11 protein-coding genes are annotated in these 13,489 nt (G+C 71.3%); 5 read left to right on the forward strand and 6 right to left on the reverse strand.

Translation table 11 applies throughout. From position 1 onward, the window contains the following. Positions 1-26: 26 nt before the first annotated feature. Entirely contained in the window at positions 27-392 is a 366-nt protein-coding gene (locus ACFS27_RS11295; protein WP_377182931.1) for a DUF3817 domain-containing protein, read from the reverse strand. A gap of 72 nt (positions 393-464) precedes the next feature. After that, complete coding sequence (locus ACFS27_RS11300) at positions 465-1,385, reverse strand: DMT family transporter (RefSeq protein WP_377182933.1); 921 nt, start codon at positions 1,383-1,385, stop codon at positions 465-467. Here ACFS27_RS11300 and ACFS27_RS11305 point away from each other — a divergent pair. Next, positions 1,384-2,796, forward strand: coding sequence for an aminotransferase-like domain-containing protein (locus ACFS27_RS11305; RefSeq protein ID WP_377182935.1), 1,413 nt, complete (start codon positions 1,384-1,386; stop codon positions 2,794-2,796). The genes ACFS27_RS11300 and ACFS27_RS11305 overlap by 2 nt on opposite strands. Before the next feature lie 67 nt (positions 2,797-2,863). Here the strand turns inward: ACFS27_RS11305 and ACFS27_RS11310 are convergent, their stop codons facing one another. The 3 genes from ACFS27_RS11310 to ACFS27_RS11320 are packed head-to-tail and all read right to left on the reverse strand — an operon-like array spanning position 2,864 to position 6,770. Continuing rightward, the gene (locus tag ACFS27_RS11310; RefSeq protein WP_377182937.1) at positions 2,864-4,240 is read right to left on the reverse strand and encodes an NAD-dependent succinate-semialdehyde dehydrogenase; all 1,377 of its coding nucleotides are present in this window, start codon (positions 4,238-4,240) and stop codon (positions 2,864-2,866) included. After that, on the reverse strand, positions 4,237-5,514 hold the full coding sequence (gene doeA / locus ACFS27_RS11315; RefSeq protein WP_377182939.1) for an ectoine hydrolase: 1,278 nt from the start codon (positions 5,512-5,514) through the stop codon (positions 4,237-4,239). The genes ACFS27_RS11310 and doeA overlap by 4 nt, the downstream gene beginning before the upstream one ends. Continuing rightward, positions 5,514-6,770 carry an aspartate aminotransferase family protein gene (locus ACFS27_RS11320; RefSeq protein WP_377182941.1) on the reverse strand — a complete coding sequence of 419 codons (1,257 nt, stop codon included), beginning with the start codon at positions 6,768-6,770 and terminating at the stop codon, positions 5,514-5,516. Before ACFS27_RS11320 ends, doeA begins: the two co-directional genes overlap by 1 nt. A 318-nt stretch (positions 6,771-7,088) precedes the next feature. On the opposite strand from ACFS27_RS11320, the gene ACFS27_RS11325 reads away from it, so the two are divergent. The 4 genes from ACFS27_RS11325 to ACFS27_RS11340 all read left to right on the forward strand — a co-directional run bounded on the left by ACFS27_RS11325 (position 7,089) and on the right by ACFS27_RS11340 (position 12,820). Next, positions 7,089-10,070 carry a glycoside hydrolase family 2 TIM barrel-domain containing protein gene (locus tag ACFS27_RS11325; protein ID WP_377182943.1) on the forward strand — a complete coding sequence of 994 codons (2,982 nt, stop codon included), beginning with the start codon at positions 7,089-7,091 and terminating at the stop codon, positions 10,068-10,070. 4 nt (positions 10,071-10,074) lie between these two features. Continuing rightward, positions 10,075-11,286 (forward strand): mannonate dehydratase, encoded by a 1,212-nt coding sequence (locus tag ACFS27_RS11330; protein WP_377182945.1) that lies wholly within the window; start codon positions 10,075-10,077, stop codon positions 11,284-11,286. A gap of 61 nt (positions 11,287-11,347) precedes the next feature. Beyond that, positions 11,348-11,956 (forward strand): DinB family protein, encoded by a 609-nt coding sequence (locus tag ACFS27_RS11335; RefSeq protein WP_377182947.1) that lies wholly within the window; start codon positions 11,348-11,350, stop codon positions 11,954-11,956. A gap of 9 nt (positions 11,957-11,965) precedes the next feature. Then, positions 11,966-12,820 (forward strand): alpha/beta fold hydrolase, encoded by an 855-nt coding sequence (locus tag ACFS27_RS11340; protein WP_377182949.1) that lies wholly within the window; start codon positions 11,966-11,968, stop codon positions 12,818-12,820. Here the strand turns inward: ACFS27_RS11340 and dhaL are convergent. Continuing rightward, on the reverse strand, positions 12,810-13,442 hold the full coding sequence (gene dhaL, locus ACFS27_RS11345; RefSeq protein ID WP_377182951.1) for a dihydroxyacetone kinase subunit DhaL: 633 nt from the start codon (positions 13,440-13,442) through the stop codon (positions 12,810-12,812). The two genes, ACFS27_RS11340 and dhaL, sit on opposite strands and share 11 nt — an antisense overlap. Between the last annotated feature and the right edge of the window lie 47 nt (positions 13,443-13,489).

Here is a 13,489-nt window from a genome sequence, read left to right on the forward strand (position 1 = left end):
ACGTAGCGTGAGGTTCAACCCCTGTCTCAACCCTGACGCGTGGTCTGCAGCTCCACCGGTGTCTGTGCCGCCGGGCGGTCGGCCGGGTCGGCGAGGTGGCCGGAGCGCTTCAGCCACCACTCGGCGAGCAGCGTGGTCAGCGGCGGGATCGAGGAAGCGAGTGCCACCAGCGTGCGGAACCAGCCCCAGCGCAGCTTGACCGCCACGAACAACGTGACCGCGACGAACAGCACGAACGCCCCGCCGTGGAGCCTGCCGAACAGCCACACCCCGAGCTCGGTGGTCTCGGTGACGTACTTGAGGAACATCCCGACCAGCAGTCCGGCCCAGGTGAACGCCTCGATCCAGGCGACGATGGCGAACAGGCGGCCGAAGCGGGACATCGCGGGCATGTGGAACCTTCCGGAGACGAGGCGGTGTTCCCCCAGTCTGCCCGACGTCGGACGGTGCCCCGTGCCGCCCCGCTACCGCAGACGTGACCGGACGGCGACGCCCGCGCACACGATCACCGCGGCCCCGCCGAGCACCGTCGGCCAGGTGAGCTGCTCGTGCAGCACCAGGGCGGCCCAAGAGATGGTCAGCACGGGCTGGACCAGCTGGACCTGGCTGACCTGCGCCATCGGCCCGATCGCGAGACCGCGGTACCAGGCGAAGAAGCCGAGGAACATGCTCACCACCCCGAGGTAGCCGAACAGGGCCCAGTCGAGCGGGCTGCCCGTCGGCGGGCTCTGCACCACCGAGGCGCCGGTGACGAACGCCATCGGCACACCCGCGAGCACGAGCGCCCACGAGATCGTCTGCCACGCCCCGAGCTCGCGGGCGAGCAGCCCGCCCTCCGCATACCCGACCCCGCACGCGAGGACGGCGCAGAGGAGCAGCAGGTCCGAACCGTGCAGCCCGCCGATGCCGCCGCCCTGCACCGCTGCGAAGCCGACTGCCGCCGTCGCGCCGAGCGCCGCCGTCACCCAGAACGAGGCCCGCGGCCGTTCGTGCCCACGGAGCGCGGCCAGCACCGCCGTCGCGGCAGGCAGCAGCGCGATGACGACGGCGCCGTGGCTGGCCGACGCCGTCTCGAGCGCGAACGAGGTCAGCACGGGGAAGCCGACGACCACGCCACCGGCGACGACCGCGAGCCGCGCCCACTGGGTGCCGCGGGGCAGGCGCTGGCGGGTGACCAGCAGTGCGACGGCCGCGAGCACCGCGGCGACGACCGCGCGGCCGCACGACACGAACAGCGGCGACATCCCCCCGCCGTCGACCACCATGCGGGTGAAGGGCAGGGTGAACGAGAAGGCCGTGACCCCGACCAGGCACCACCAGAGTCCGGCGCGGGAACTGGATAGCGGCGGTGCCAGGCGGCGAGTAGCGCTACTGTCTGTCGTCATGAATGACGATAGCAGTGCGCGGATCGTCGCCGGCCTGCACGAATGGCTGGCGGCGGCTCCGCCGGGAGCCCGGCTACCGTCCAGCCGGGCGCTCGTCGCGCAGTACGGAGCGAGCCCGGTCACCGTACAGAAGGCGTTGCGGACCCTGGCCTCACAGGGCGCGGTGGAGACTCGACCGGGCGTCGGCACCTTCGTTCGCGCGGTGCGCGTGCCGCGTCCCCACGACTACGGCTGGCAGACGGCGGCTCTCGGCCCGCGGACGCGACCGGTCCAGCAGCTCTCGCGGGCCCTGCACACCGCCCCGAACGACGCGATAGCGCTGCACTCCGGCTACCCGGACCGTGAGCTGCTCCCCGAGCGCCTGGTCCGTTCGGCGTTCGCCAGGGCAGCCCGGGGGGACGCCGCGATCACCCGATCGCCCGCCGCGGGACTGCCGGAGCTGCAGGCGTGGTTCGCTGCCGAGCTCGGCAGCGCGGCGCCCGTCGGCGTCACGCCGCCGGCACCGAGCGACGTCGTCGTCTTTCCAGGCAGCCAGACCAGCCTCAGCACGACCTTCCGCGCCCTGGCCGGCCCGGGCCGACCGCTCGTCGTGGAGTCGCCCACCTACTGGGGTGCGATCCTCGCCGCGCAGCAGGTCGGCGTGCGGCTCGTGCCGGTGCCCAGCGGCCCGCAGGGGCCCGATCCGGACGAGCTCGCGCGCGCCTTCGAGCAGACGGGGGCGCGAGCCTTCTACGCGCAGCCACGCTTCGCCAACCCGACCGGCGCCCGCTGGTCACCCGGCCTGGCCGACGACGTGCTCCGCCTCGTGCGGGAGCACGGCGCCTACCTCATCGAGGACGACTGGGCCCACGACTTCGGCATCACCCACGACACGGTCCCGCTCGCCTCCCGGGACGACGGCGGGCACGTGGTCTACCTGCGCTCGCTGGCCAAGAGCGTCTCGCCGGCGGTACGGGTCGCCGGGCTGGTCGCTCGCGGTCCGGCCCGCGAACGGATCCTCGCGGACACCCAGGCCGAGTCCATGTACGTGAGCGGCATGCTGCAGGCCGTCGCGCTCGACGTCGTCACCCAGCCCGCCTGGCGTACCCACCTGCGCGGCCTGCGCCAGCAGCTCGCCGGCCGGCGGGACCTGCTGCTCGGGGCCCTCCGGGAGCACGTCCCGTCGGCTCGGGTTGAGGCAGTGCCGCAGGGTGGCCTGAACGTCTGGGTGCGCCTCCCCGACGCCACCGACGTCGCGCGCCTGGTTCGGGACTGCGAGACGGCCGGCGTGATCGTGGCGGGGGGCGACGAGTGGTTCCCCGCCGAGCCGGCCGGCGCCTACCTGCGGCTCAACTACTCCGGACCGAACCCGGGGGCGTTTCCTGAGGGCGCGCGCGTGATCGGGGAGATGCTGGCGCGCCAGGAGGGCTGACGGCGCGCTGGGCCGCTGGCCAGGTGTCCGCGCGCTGGGTCGGTAGACCCGGCGCGCGGACGCGGCGTCACTCTTTCTTGGGCCCCACCCAGACCTGCTGGGCGTTCACGAACTCCCGGATGCCGTGCGGTCCCAGCTCGCGCCCGTAGCCCGAGCGCTTGATGCCGCCGCTCGGCAGTCGCGGGTCCGACTTCACTATCCCGTTCACCGTCACCTGCCCGGCGAAGATGTGCCTGGCCATCGCCTCGCCCCGCTCTGCGCTGGTCCAGACGCTCGCCGCCAGCCCGTACGGCGTGTCGTTGGCCAGCGCGAGCGCCGCGTCGGAGTCGTCGGCGGCCATGACGACGGCGACCGGACCGAACGTCTCCTCCGTGCAGGCCGCCATGCCGGGAACCACGTCGGTGAGCAGCGTGACCGGGTAGAACCAGCCGTCGCCGTCCGGCAGCTCGCCACCGAGCACGCACGTGGCACCGGCCGCGACGCTCTCCGTGACCTGACGGTGGAGGTTGTCCCGGAGGTCGGAACGGGCGATCGGCCCCACCTGGGTGGCGTCGTCCCGCGGATCGCCGACGACGAGGGCGCCCAGCCGTTCGGCGAGCAGCTCGACGAGCTCGTCGTGCACCGGCCGTTCGACGATGATCCGCTTGGCGGCGATGCAGGACTGGCCCGCGTTGATGATGCGGGACAGCGCGATGACGTCGGCGGCCTGGACCAGGTCGGCGTCGGCCAGGACGATGCAGGGGTCCGACCCGCCGAGCTCCAGCACGGTGGGCTTGATCTCGCTCGCAGCGATCGAGGCGACCGCCGACCCGCCGCGTTCGGAGCCGGTGAACGACACCGCCTGGATGCGCGGGTCGCGGATCGCCTGTTCCACGTCGGAGGTCTCCGCCAGCAACGCCTGGAAGATGCCGGGCGGGGCGCCGACCGCCTCGAAGACGCCGGCTATCGCCTCGGCACAGCCGGGCACGTGCGGGTCGTGCTTCATGACGCAGGTGTTACCCGCCATCAGTGCGGGTGCGCAGAAGCGGAAGGCCAGCCAGAACGGGGCGTTCCACGGCAGCACACCGAGGATCGGCCCGAGCGGCAGGTACTGGACGTAGCTGGACGTCGCGTCCGACTCGAGGAGCTCGGGGGACAGGTGCGCCTCTGCGTGCTCCGCGTAGTACTCGGCCGCCCATGCCGCCTTGTTGACCTCGCCCCGCGACTCGGCCATGGGCTTGCCCATCTCCTCGGTCATCACCATGCCGAGCTTGTCCACGTTCTCGCGCATGTACGCGGCCACCGCGCGCAGGACGTCGGCGCGCTCCTCGAACGACGTCGTACGCCAGCTCTCGAAGGCGGACTGGGCACGGTCGATGGTGGCGGTGACCTCCTGGGGCGTGGCGGCGGGAACACGGCGGACGACGGCACCGGAGGTGGGGTCGGTAGCGGTGAGGAAGCTCATGGTTCTCCTGTTCCTGCGGCTGTTCCTACGGCGGAGGCCGCTGCCTCGGTGGGCGCCCCGGCGCCGGTGTCCGGTTCGAGGTCGGCGACCGACGTCAGCGTCGCTGCGTCCGTCGCGTGCACGACGAAGTCCTCGTCGAGGCTGAAGAACGACTCGCACCCGTTGTCGGTGATGCGGATGGTGTCGGAGATCCCGACGGTCTTGTCGCCGTCGACGCCCCACATCCACGGGATCACGTGGAATGTCATGCCCGGTTCGAGCACGGAGAAGTCGCCGGGGTTGAGCGACAGGATGTATCCCTCGTCCCACGACGGCGGGAAGGCGATCCCGATCGAGTACCCGGACCGGGTCACCAGCCGGGCGCCGACGTCGTTGTCGGAGATGATGCGCCGCACTATCGAGTCGGCGTCCGACACCGTCATGCCAGGGCCCATCAGGCTCTTCAGCTCCGCCAGCGCCGCCTTCATCCGTTCCTGTGCCCGGTACATCGAGTCCGACAGCTCACCGGTGACCGCCGTGCGCATCATCGCCGTGTGGTACCTGCGGTAGCAGCCGCCGATCTCGAGGAGCACGTGGTCGTTCGGCTGGATGACGCGGCCCTCCCACGTGGCGTGCCCGATCATCGACCGGGGCCCGGACGCCACGTAGGGCATCACCGACGGGAACTCGCCGCCGGCCCGGAACATGGCCGACGAGATGGCGGCGGCGACGTCGTTCTCGGTGGCGCCCGGGATCGCGGCAGAGAGGCCTGCGGCCATCCCCGCCTCGGTGGCACGGGCGGCCTTGCGCATCACGTCGATCTCGACGTCGGACTTGCGCAGCCGCCCTGCCTCGACGATGCCGAAGCAGTCCAGGAGCACGCCGTGCTGGAACGACGTGTGGATCCGGTCCTGCTGGTAGGCGGGGAAGAAGTAGCTGTTCCGTTCGTACCCGACCCGCTTGTGCCCGAGCCCCGACTGGTTCAGCGCCAGCACGAGCTCCTGGATGGCGTCGCCCGTGTCGGGGTACGGCCGGGTGTGCTCGACCCAGGTGCGCTCGACGACGTTGGACTCCTCCATGGCCCGGGTGATCATCAAGGGCTCGCCGTCGAGCGGAACCACCAGCGCCTGGAAGAACGAGTACCCGGTGGTCTGGTAGTCGGTCAGGTACATCAGGTTCTCCGGGTCGGTGATGACCACGGCGTCCAGCCGTCGCTTGGCCATCCGTTCCCGCAGGTCGTGCAGCCGGCGCTCGTACTCCTCCGGTGGGAAGGTCATGTCCTCGCGGGGTCGCATCAGGCCACCCCCGCCGTCGTGATGGCCTTGTCGAGGATGTCCAGGCCCTCCGCGAGGTCCTCGTCGGGGATGGTCAGGGGCGGGATCAGCTTGATCACCTGACCACCCGTCCCGCACGGGCCGATCAGCAGGCCCGTCTCGAAGGCCGCCTGCTGCACCCGCTTGGCGAAGGCGCCGTCGCCGGTGTCCAGGGCCTGCATCATGCCGCGGCCCCGCACCTCCCAGTCCTGCTCCGGGTGGGCGGCGGCGATGGCCTCGAGGCGGTCCCGCATGACGGCGCCCTTGGACGCCACCGCGCTCATCAGCACGTCGTCCGTGAAGTAGTCCAGGGCGACGGTGCCCGCGACGAACGACAGGCCCTGGCCGCGGAACGTGCCGGTGTGCGCCCCGGGTGACCAGTTGTCGTCGACGGACGGCTTGTTCAGGTTCATCGCGATCGGGGTGCCGAAGCCGCCGAGGCCCTTGGCCAGGGTGATGATGTCGGGGTCGAGGCCCATGCCGTCGAACGAGAAGTAGCTGCCGGTCCGGCCGCAGCCGGCCTGGATGTCGTCGATGATGAACAGCGCACCGACCTCGCGGGCGAGGTCCTGGACCTGGTGCAGCCACGCGGGGGTGGCGAGGTTGACGCCGCCCTCGGCCTGGACCACCTCGACCAGGAACGCGGCCGGCGGCGTCAGGCCGCTCGACGCGTTGCGCAGTGCTGCCCCGTAGTCGGCGACGGCGGTGTCGCCGCCGGGTGACGTCTCGAACGGCAGGCGCACGACGTCGGTCAGCGGCACGCCGGCCCACTTGCGGAACGCGTCGTTGGCGGTGGCGGCCAGCGCCCCCAGCGTCATGCCGTGGAAACCGTTGCTGAAGGCCACGATCTCGCGTCGCCCGGTGGTCAGACGGGCCAGCTTGAGGGCGGCTTCCACCGCGTTGGTGCCGGTCGGCCCGGTGAACTGCATGCGGTAGTCCATGTTCCGCGGCTGCAGGACCACGTCCCGGAACTTCTCGATGAAGTCACGCTTGGTGGTCGTGTAGGTGTCGAGGCTGTGGGCGACGCCGTCGCTCTCGAGGAAGGCGATCATCGCCGCCTTCATCCGCGGGTTGTTGTGCCCGAAGTTCAGCACCCCTGCCCCGGCGAAGAAGTCGATGTACGACGTGCCGTCCTCGGCCGTCTGCCGTGCGTTGGACGCCGAGGCGAACACGGTGGGATAAGCGCGGCTGTAGCCGCGGACGCTGGATTCGGACTGCTCGAACGGGGTCATGTCCATGCGGCACCTCTTCGGGGTCGTACAAAGGGTTTCTTGTGGGTCTCCTCGTTGCCGGCGGTTGCCGGGATGGCAAAATGCGAAACTTCCTGCGACGGAGGTGTCTTCACCCCGGAGCAGGAAGCCAACAAGTACAGAGTGAACCTCAACCTGTTCAGGGGCAACCCCTGTTCTGGGACCACTTCTCGGCGGCGAGCTCGCCGAGATCCACGGCGCTGATCAGGGCATTTGATGCCGGTCCACAGCACGATCCGCTGTAGCGTCTCGACCGGCACTTTTGCCGATCCATTGCCTCGCCCACTCCCGCAGCCTGGAGGAGTCATGACCATCACCCACGAATCCGTCGCCACGCCGGACGGCGTCGTCCCGCCGCGGTTCCGTCCGCCGGCAGGTGCCTCCACTGCCTCGGTCATGACCCTCGACGGCGAGTGGGGGTTCCGGTTGTTCCCGCACCCCGACACGGGCGTGGACCGTGCCGAGCGGGGCGACGACTGGGACCGGCTGACGGTGCCGGGGCACTGGCAGCTCGCGGAGGCCCCGCACGCCTGGCCCTACGGGGTCCCCGAGTACAACAACGTGCTCTACCCGTTCCCGGTCGACCCGCCGCACGTGCCCGACGACAACCCGACGGGCGAGTACCGCAGGACGTTCCGGCTGCCGGCGGACTGGCCGGAGGGCGGCCGCACCGTGCTGCGCTTCGAGGGTGTGGACTCCTGGTTCCAGGTGGCGCTCGACGGCCAGGTGCTCGCCACGTCGCACGGCTCGCGCCTGCCCACCGAGATCGACCTCACCGACCGCCTGCAGGGCGGCGAGCACCTCCTCGCCGTCCGGGTCACGAAATGGTCGGCGCTGTCGTACGTCGAGGACCAGGACCAGTGGTGGCTGTCCGGCATCTTCCGCAGCGTCACGCTGGAGCACCGGCCGGACGCCGCCCTCGACGACGTCCGCGTGCACGCGGACTACGACCACACCACCGGCGTCGGCACGCTGCGAGTTGACACGGCGACGGTCGTGGGCGGCTCTGGGCCGGTCGCCGCCCGGGTCGCGGTACCCGAGCTGGCCGTCGAGGCGGCGGCAGGCGAGGAGCTGCGCGTGCCCGTCGAGCCGTGGAGCGCCGAGCAGCCGCGGCTCTACGACGTCGTCGTCGCTACGGACACCGAGACCGTCACGCTCGCGGTCGGGTTCCGCAGGGTCTCGATCGAGGACGGCGTGTTCCTGGTCAACGGCCGGCCGATCAAGCTCCGCGGCGTGAACCGGCACGAGTTCGATCCGCTGCGTGGCCGTGCGGTGACGCCCGAGCGGATGCTCGAGGACGTGCTGCTCATGAAGCGGCACCACATCAACGCCGTCCGCACGAGCCACTACCCGCCGCACCCGCACTTCCTCGACCTGTGCGACAGGCACGGCCTGTACGTCGTCGACGAGAACGACCTGGAGACGCACGGGTTCCAGCCCGGCGGCTGGGTCGGCAACCCCGTCGACGACCCTGCCTGGACCGAGGTGCTGGTCGACCGGGTCACCCGGACGGTGCGCCGCGACGCCCATCACGCGAGCATCATCATGTGGTCGCTGGGCAACGAGGCGGGCGGCGGACGGAACATACCGGCGATGGTCGACGCCGTCCGGCAGCTCGATCCGAGCCGGCCGATCCACTACGAGGGCGACTTCTCGAGCGACCACGTGGACGTGTACTCGCGGATGTACGCGGACAGCGAGGAAGTGGAGCTTATCGGCCAGGGCATCGAGCCACCGCTCGAGCGTCCCGACGTCGACGCCCGGCGCCGGGCCATGCCGTTCCTCCAGTGCGAGTACGCCCACGCGATGGGCAACGGCCCGGGTGGGCTCGCCGACTACGACGCGATCTTCGACCGCTATCCGCGACTCCTCGGCGGCTTCATCTGGGAGTGGATCGACCACGGGCTGACCCGTGCCGATGCCGAAGGGAACCTGTTCTCGGCGTACGGCGGCGACTTCGGCGAACGGTTCCACGACGGCACCTTCATCGCCGACGGCCTGCTGCTCCCGGATCGCACCCCCTCGCCGGGCCTGCGCGAGACGGCGGCGGTGTTCGCACCGATCCGTATCGACGCCCGGCCCGACGGCTCGCTGCTGGTCCGTAACCGCTATGCGTTCCGGGACACGAGCCACGCCGAGTTCCGCTGGACACTGCACCGCGGTGAGCAGGAGCTGGCTACGGGCACCCTCGACCTGGTGCTCGACGCCGGCACCGAGGCGGCGGTGCGGCCGCCGTCCGGCCTGCCGCTGCTGGAGCCCGGCGAGGCGCCGGTCTGGTGGACGGTGCGTGCCGTCCAGCAGAAGGCGGAAGCGCTCGAGGAGGCGTGGCTGGAGCCAGGGTTCGAGCTCGGTGCGGGCCAGCTGCTCCTGGCGGAGCCCGCGTCTCTCTCCGCTCCTGCCGGACGGGCCACCACGGAGGCCGACGGCGGGTTCCGCGCCGGCCCGGCCGCGTTCGACCACCGCGGCGAGCTCCGCTCGCTCGCGGGCCGAGCGGTCCACGGGCTCCGGGTGGACGCCTGGCGGGCGCCGACCGACAACGACCGCCGTCCGGCGAAGTGGCGTGGCGAGCCCGCGGACGCCGAGAAGTGGCGCGGCGCGGGGCTGCACCTGCTCGCCGAGCGCAAGGACGGCGTGGGTGTCACGGACGACGGTGCGCTCCAGATCGACGCCCGGATCGCCGGGCCGGCCACGCGAGCGGGCTTCGCCACGCGCTACCGCTGGCAGCCGGTCACCGACGCACCGGACGCCGTCGACCTCCTCGTCGACATCCGGCCGGAGGGCCGTTGGCCCGAGAGCGTCGCCCGCCTCGGCCTGCTGCTCGTGCTCGACGAGCCGCAGGCCGCCGAGACGGGCGTGCGCTGGACGGGCCTCGGCCCGGACGAGTCGTACGCGGACTCGAAGCAGGCGGCGCTCGGGGGCGCGTGGCGGCACACCGTCGCGGACTGGCAGACCCGGTACACCCATCCGCAGGAGAACGGCGCACGACGCGGTGTCACGAGTGCCACCCTGTCGTTCGCCGACGGCTCCGGCCTACGGATCGACGCCGGCGACGTGACCGTCGGGGCCCGGTCGCAGCTCGGGATCGAGCTGTCGCTGCGCCCGTGGTCCGACGAGGCGCTCGATCGCGCGGCCCACCCGCACGAGCTCGTGCCGGACGGCCGGCTGTGGCTCCACCTCGATGCCGCCCAGCACGGTGTGGGGAGCGCCGCCTGCGGACCCGGTGTCCTGCCGAACGCGCAGCTGCACGCCGCGCCCGTCCGGATGCGCCTGCGGTTCACCACTCTGTGAGCACATGCCCGCCCTGCCCGGCGGGGCGGGCATGATGTATACAAGGACGGTCATACAAGGCTGGTCATCCAAGGACGACGACGAGGAGTACACCGTGAAGATGGGCTTCCGCTGGTACGGCGACGGCAACGACACCGTGACCCTGGATCAGGTACGCCAGATCCCTGGCGTGGAGACCATCGTCTGGAGCCTGCACCAGAAGCAGGCCGGTGAGGTGTGGGAACAGGCGGAGATCGACGCGGAGGTCGCGCGGATCACGGGCCTGTCGGACGAGGCGCGTGCCAACGGCGTGACGCGCACGTTCGACGCGGAGGTCGTCGAGTCGGTCAACGTGCACGAGTCGATCAAGCTTGGCCGGACCGTCCTCGGGATGAGCAGGGACGAGGCGATCGCGAACTACATCACGACGATCGAGCGGCTCGGCCGGGCCGGCGTGAAGGTCGTCTGCTACAACTTCATGCCCGTCTTCGACTGGCTGCGCACCGACCTGTGGCACCCGCTGCCAGACGGCTCGACCGCGCTGTACTACGAGAAGGCGGTCGTCGACAAGATGTCGCCGGAGAGCCTCATCGCCGACATGGAGGCCAACACGCACGGGCTCACCCTGCCCGGCTGGGAACCGGAGCGGCTCGCCAGCTTCCATGAGCTCAACGCGGCCTACGAGGGCGTGACCCACGACGACATGTACGAGAACTACAAGTACTTCCTCGACGCCGTGGTCCCCACCTGCGAGGAGTACGACGTCAAGCTGGGCGTGCACCCCGACGACCCGCCGTTCGACGTCTTCGGCTGGCCGCGCGTGGTGTCCAGCAAGGAGCGCATCGCCCGGGTGCTCGACCTGCACCCCAGCCCGTACCACGGCCTGACGCTGTGCCTGGGCAGCTTCTCCGCCAACCCGGAGCACGACGCGGTCGACGCCGTGCGCACCTTCATGGACCGCATCCACTTCTCGCACGTGCGCAACATCAAGCACTTCGCAGGCGGCGACTTCAGCGAGGTGGCGCACCGTGCGTCCGAGGGCAGCGTCGACACGACCGGCATCATGAAGGCCTACGCAGAGGCCGGCTACCAGGGCTACATCCGGCCCGACCACGGCAGGCACCTGTGGGACGAGAACACCACCAACAAGCCCCGCCCCGGCTACGGCCTCTACGACCGAGCGCTCGGCATCCAGTACCTCCTCGGCGCCTGGGACGCGTTCCACTACCAGGCCTGAGCGGCAGCGCGGGGCCGATTTTCCGTGGCGGTCTGCTCCGGCACGGGTCCACGATGTTCGTATGGACCCACAGGAGCAGGCCGAAGAAGCCCTGACGACGCGCTGGACGCAGTCCACAGTCTTTCCCGACATGTGGGCCGACCCCGACGACGACCCGCGCGAGACCGAGACCCCGCCCGACGACGAGCGCGGCCTGCTGCTCGACTACCTCCGCTACTACCGGCTCACCGTGGAGATGAAGTGCGGAGGGCTCGATGCCGAGCAGCTCGCCCGCCGGTCGGCTCCGCCGTCCACCATGTCCCTGCTCGGTCTGGTGCGGCACCTCGCCGACGGCGAGCGGCACCTGCGCCGGGTGATGGCGGGCGAGGACGCCCCCGACCTGTACCGCACCGAGGAGGACCGCGACGCGGAGTGGAACGGCGCGGTCGCCGACCCAGCGGTCGTCGAGGATGCCTGGCGGCAGTGGCACGCCGAGATGGAGGCCACCGACCGGTACCTCGACGGTGTCTCCGACCTCGGCACGTGGAACACCGGCGCTTCGGACTTCGGCCCGGAAGGCGCCGACCTGCAACTTCGAGATGCACTCGTGGGGCAGATCGTGGAGTACGCCCGGCACAGCGGGCACGCGGACATCCTGCGTGAGCGGATCGACGGTCGCGTGGGCCAGTAGCATCTGCCCATGTCACCGACGTTCGTGCTCGTCCACGGCGCCTTCGCCAACTCGTTCTCCTTCGCACCGCTCCAGGCCGAGCTGGCGCTGCTGGGCCACCGCTCCGCCGCCGTCGACCTGCCCGGCCACGGATTCGAGGCGACCTACCCCGCCGCATACCAGGCCCCACAGGACCCCGCGGGCCTCGCGACGACGCCCGGCAGCATCAAGGGCGTCACCCTGGCGGACAACGCGGCCCGCGTCATCGAGACGCTCGAGCGCGCCAAGCAGCGCGGACCCGTGATCCTGGTCGGCCACAGCCGAGGCGGCGCCACCATCACAGCCGTCGGCAACGCCCGCCCCGACCTCGTCGACCGCATCGTCTACGTCTCCGCCTGGGCACCCGTCGACCTCGACGTCGGCGACTACTACGCAGAGCCCGAGATGGCCTCGGTCGACCCCATGGCGCTCGCGGGCGCGATGGTCGCCGACCCCGCCGCCGTCGGCCTGCTGCGGTCCAACTTCCGTACGGCGGACCCGGCCGTGCTCGCGGGTTTCAAGGAGGCGTTCCTCGCCGACGGGACCGACGACGAGTTCCTCACCTTCCTCAACACGTTCCAGCCCGACGAGAACCTGGACATGGGCACCTCGGCCGACCGCGCGCAGGCGAAGACCTGGGGCACGATCCCCAGGACCTACGTGCGGCTCAGCGCGGACACGAGCATCCCGCCGGCGATGCAGGACCGGATGATCCGTGAGGGTGACGCGCTCACCCCGGACAACCCGTACGACGTGCACACCCTGACGTCCAGCCACCTGCTGTGGCTGGTGCGCCCTCGCCCGGCGGCCGAGGTGCTGGCCGGTCTGGCCGGGCTCAGCCGCTGACGACCGCTGCGCCCGCCTCGAAGAACAGGGCCACGGTGACCGCACCGGGGTCCTCGACGCCGAGCGCCAGGTCGCCGACGTAGCTCGCGCGGCCGCGCGCCGCCAGGAGGCCGGCGGTCGAGGCGGCGCCGGTGCGAGCCGCCTCCGCTGCCGACGAGAGCGCCTTGTCGATGGTCAGGCCGCCGGTGGACGCGTCGAGCAGGGCCTGAGCGGCAGGGGCGAGAGCGTCGATCATCGTGTTGTCCCCGACCGAGGCGCCACCGAGCTGCTGGACCTTGGCCAGACCAGCCGCCATGCCCTGGGCCAGCAGGTCGGTGTCCGCACCGTCGGGGGCCGACGACCTCGAGATCGCCCGGAACCACATGCCGAACAGGGGCCCGCTGGTGCCGCCGGTGGCGAGGAACCCGTTGGCGGTGGCCGTGAACACCGACGCGAAGGTCGCGTCGTCGGCGGTGGGCAGCTCGGCAGCGACCTTGCGCAGTGCCGAGGCGATGTTCGTGCCGAAGTCGCCGTCACCGGCCTGGCGGTCGAGGTCGGTGAGCGCCTGCTGGGCGTCGTGGAAGTCGGCGGTGAACCTGTTCATCCAGCTCAGCGCCAGCGCGCCGTCGATGTGGTCGGTCATGTCTGTCTCCTGTGCTCGGTGTGGGTCTGTGCGGTGCCGGACCGGGG

This window comes from Promicromonospora vindobonensis (assembly GCF_042685865.1).
GTDB lineage: Bacteria > Actinomycetota > Actinomycetes > Actinomycetales > Cellulomonadaceae > Promicromonospora > Promicromonospora vindobonensis.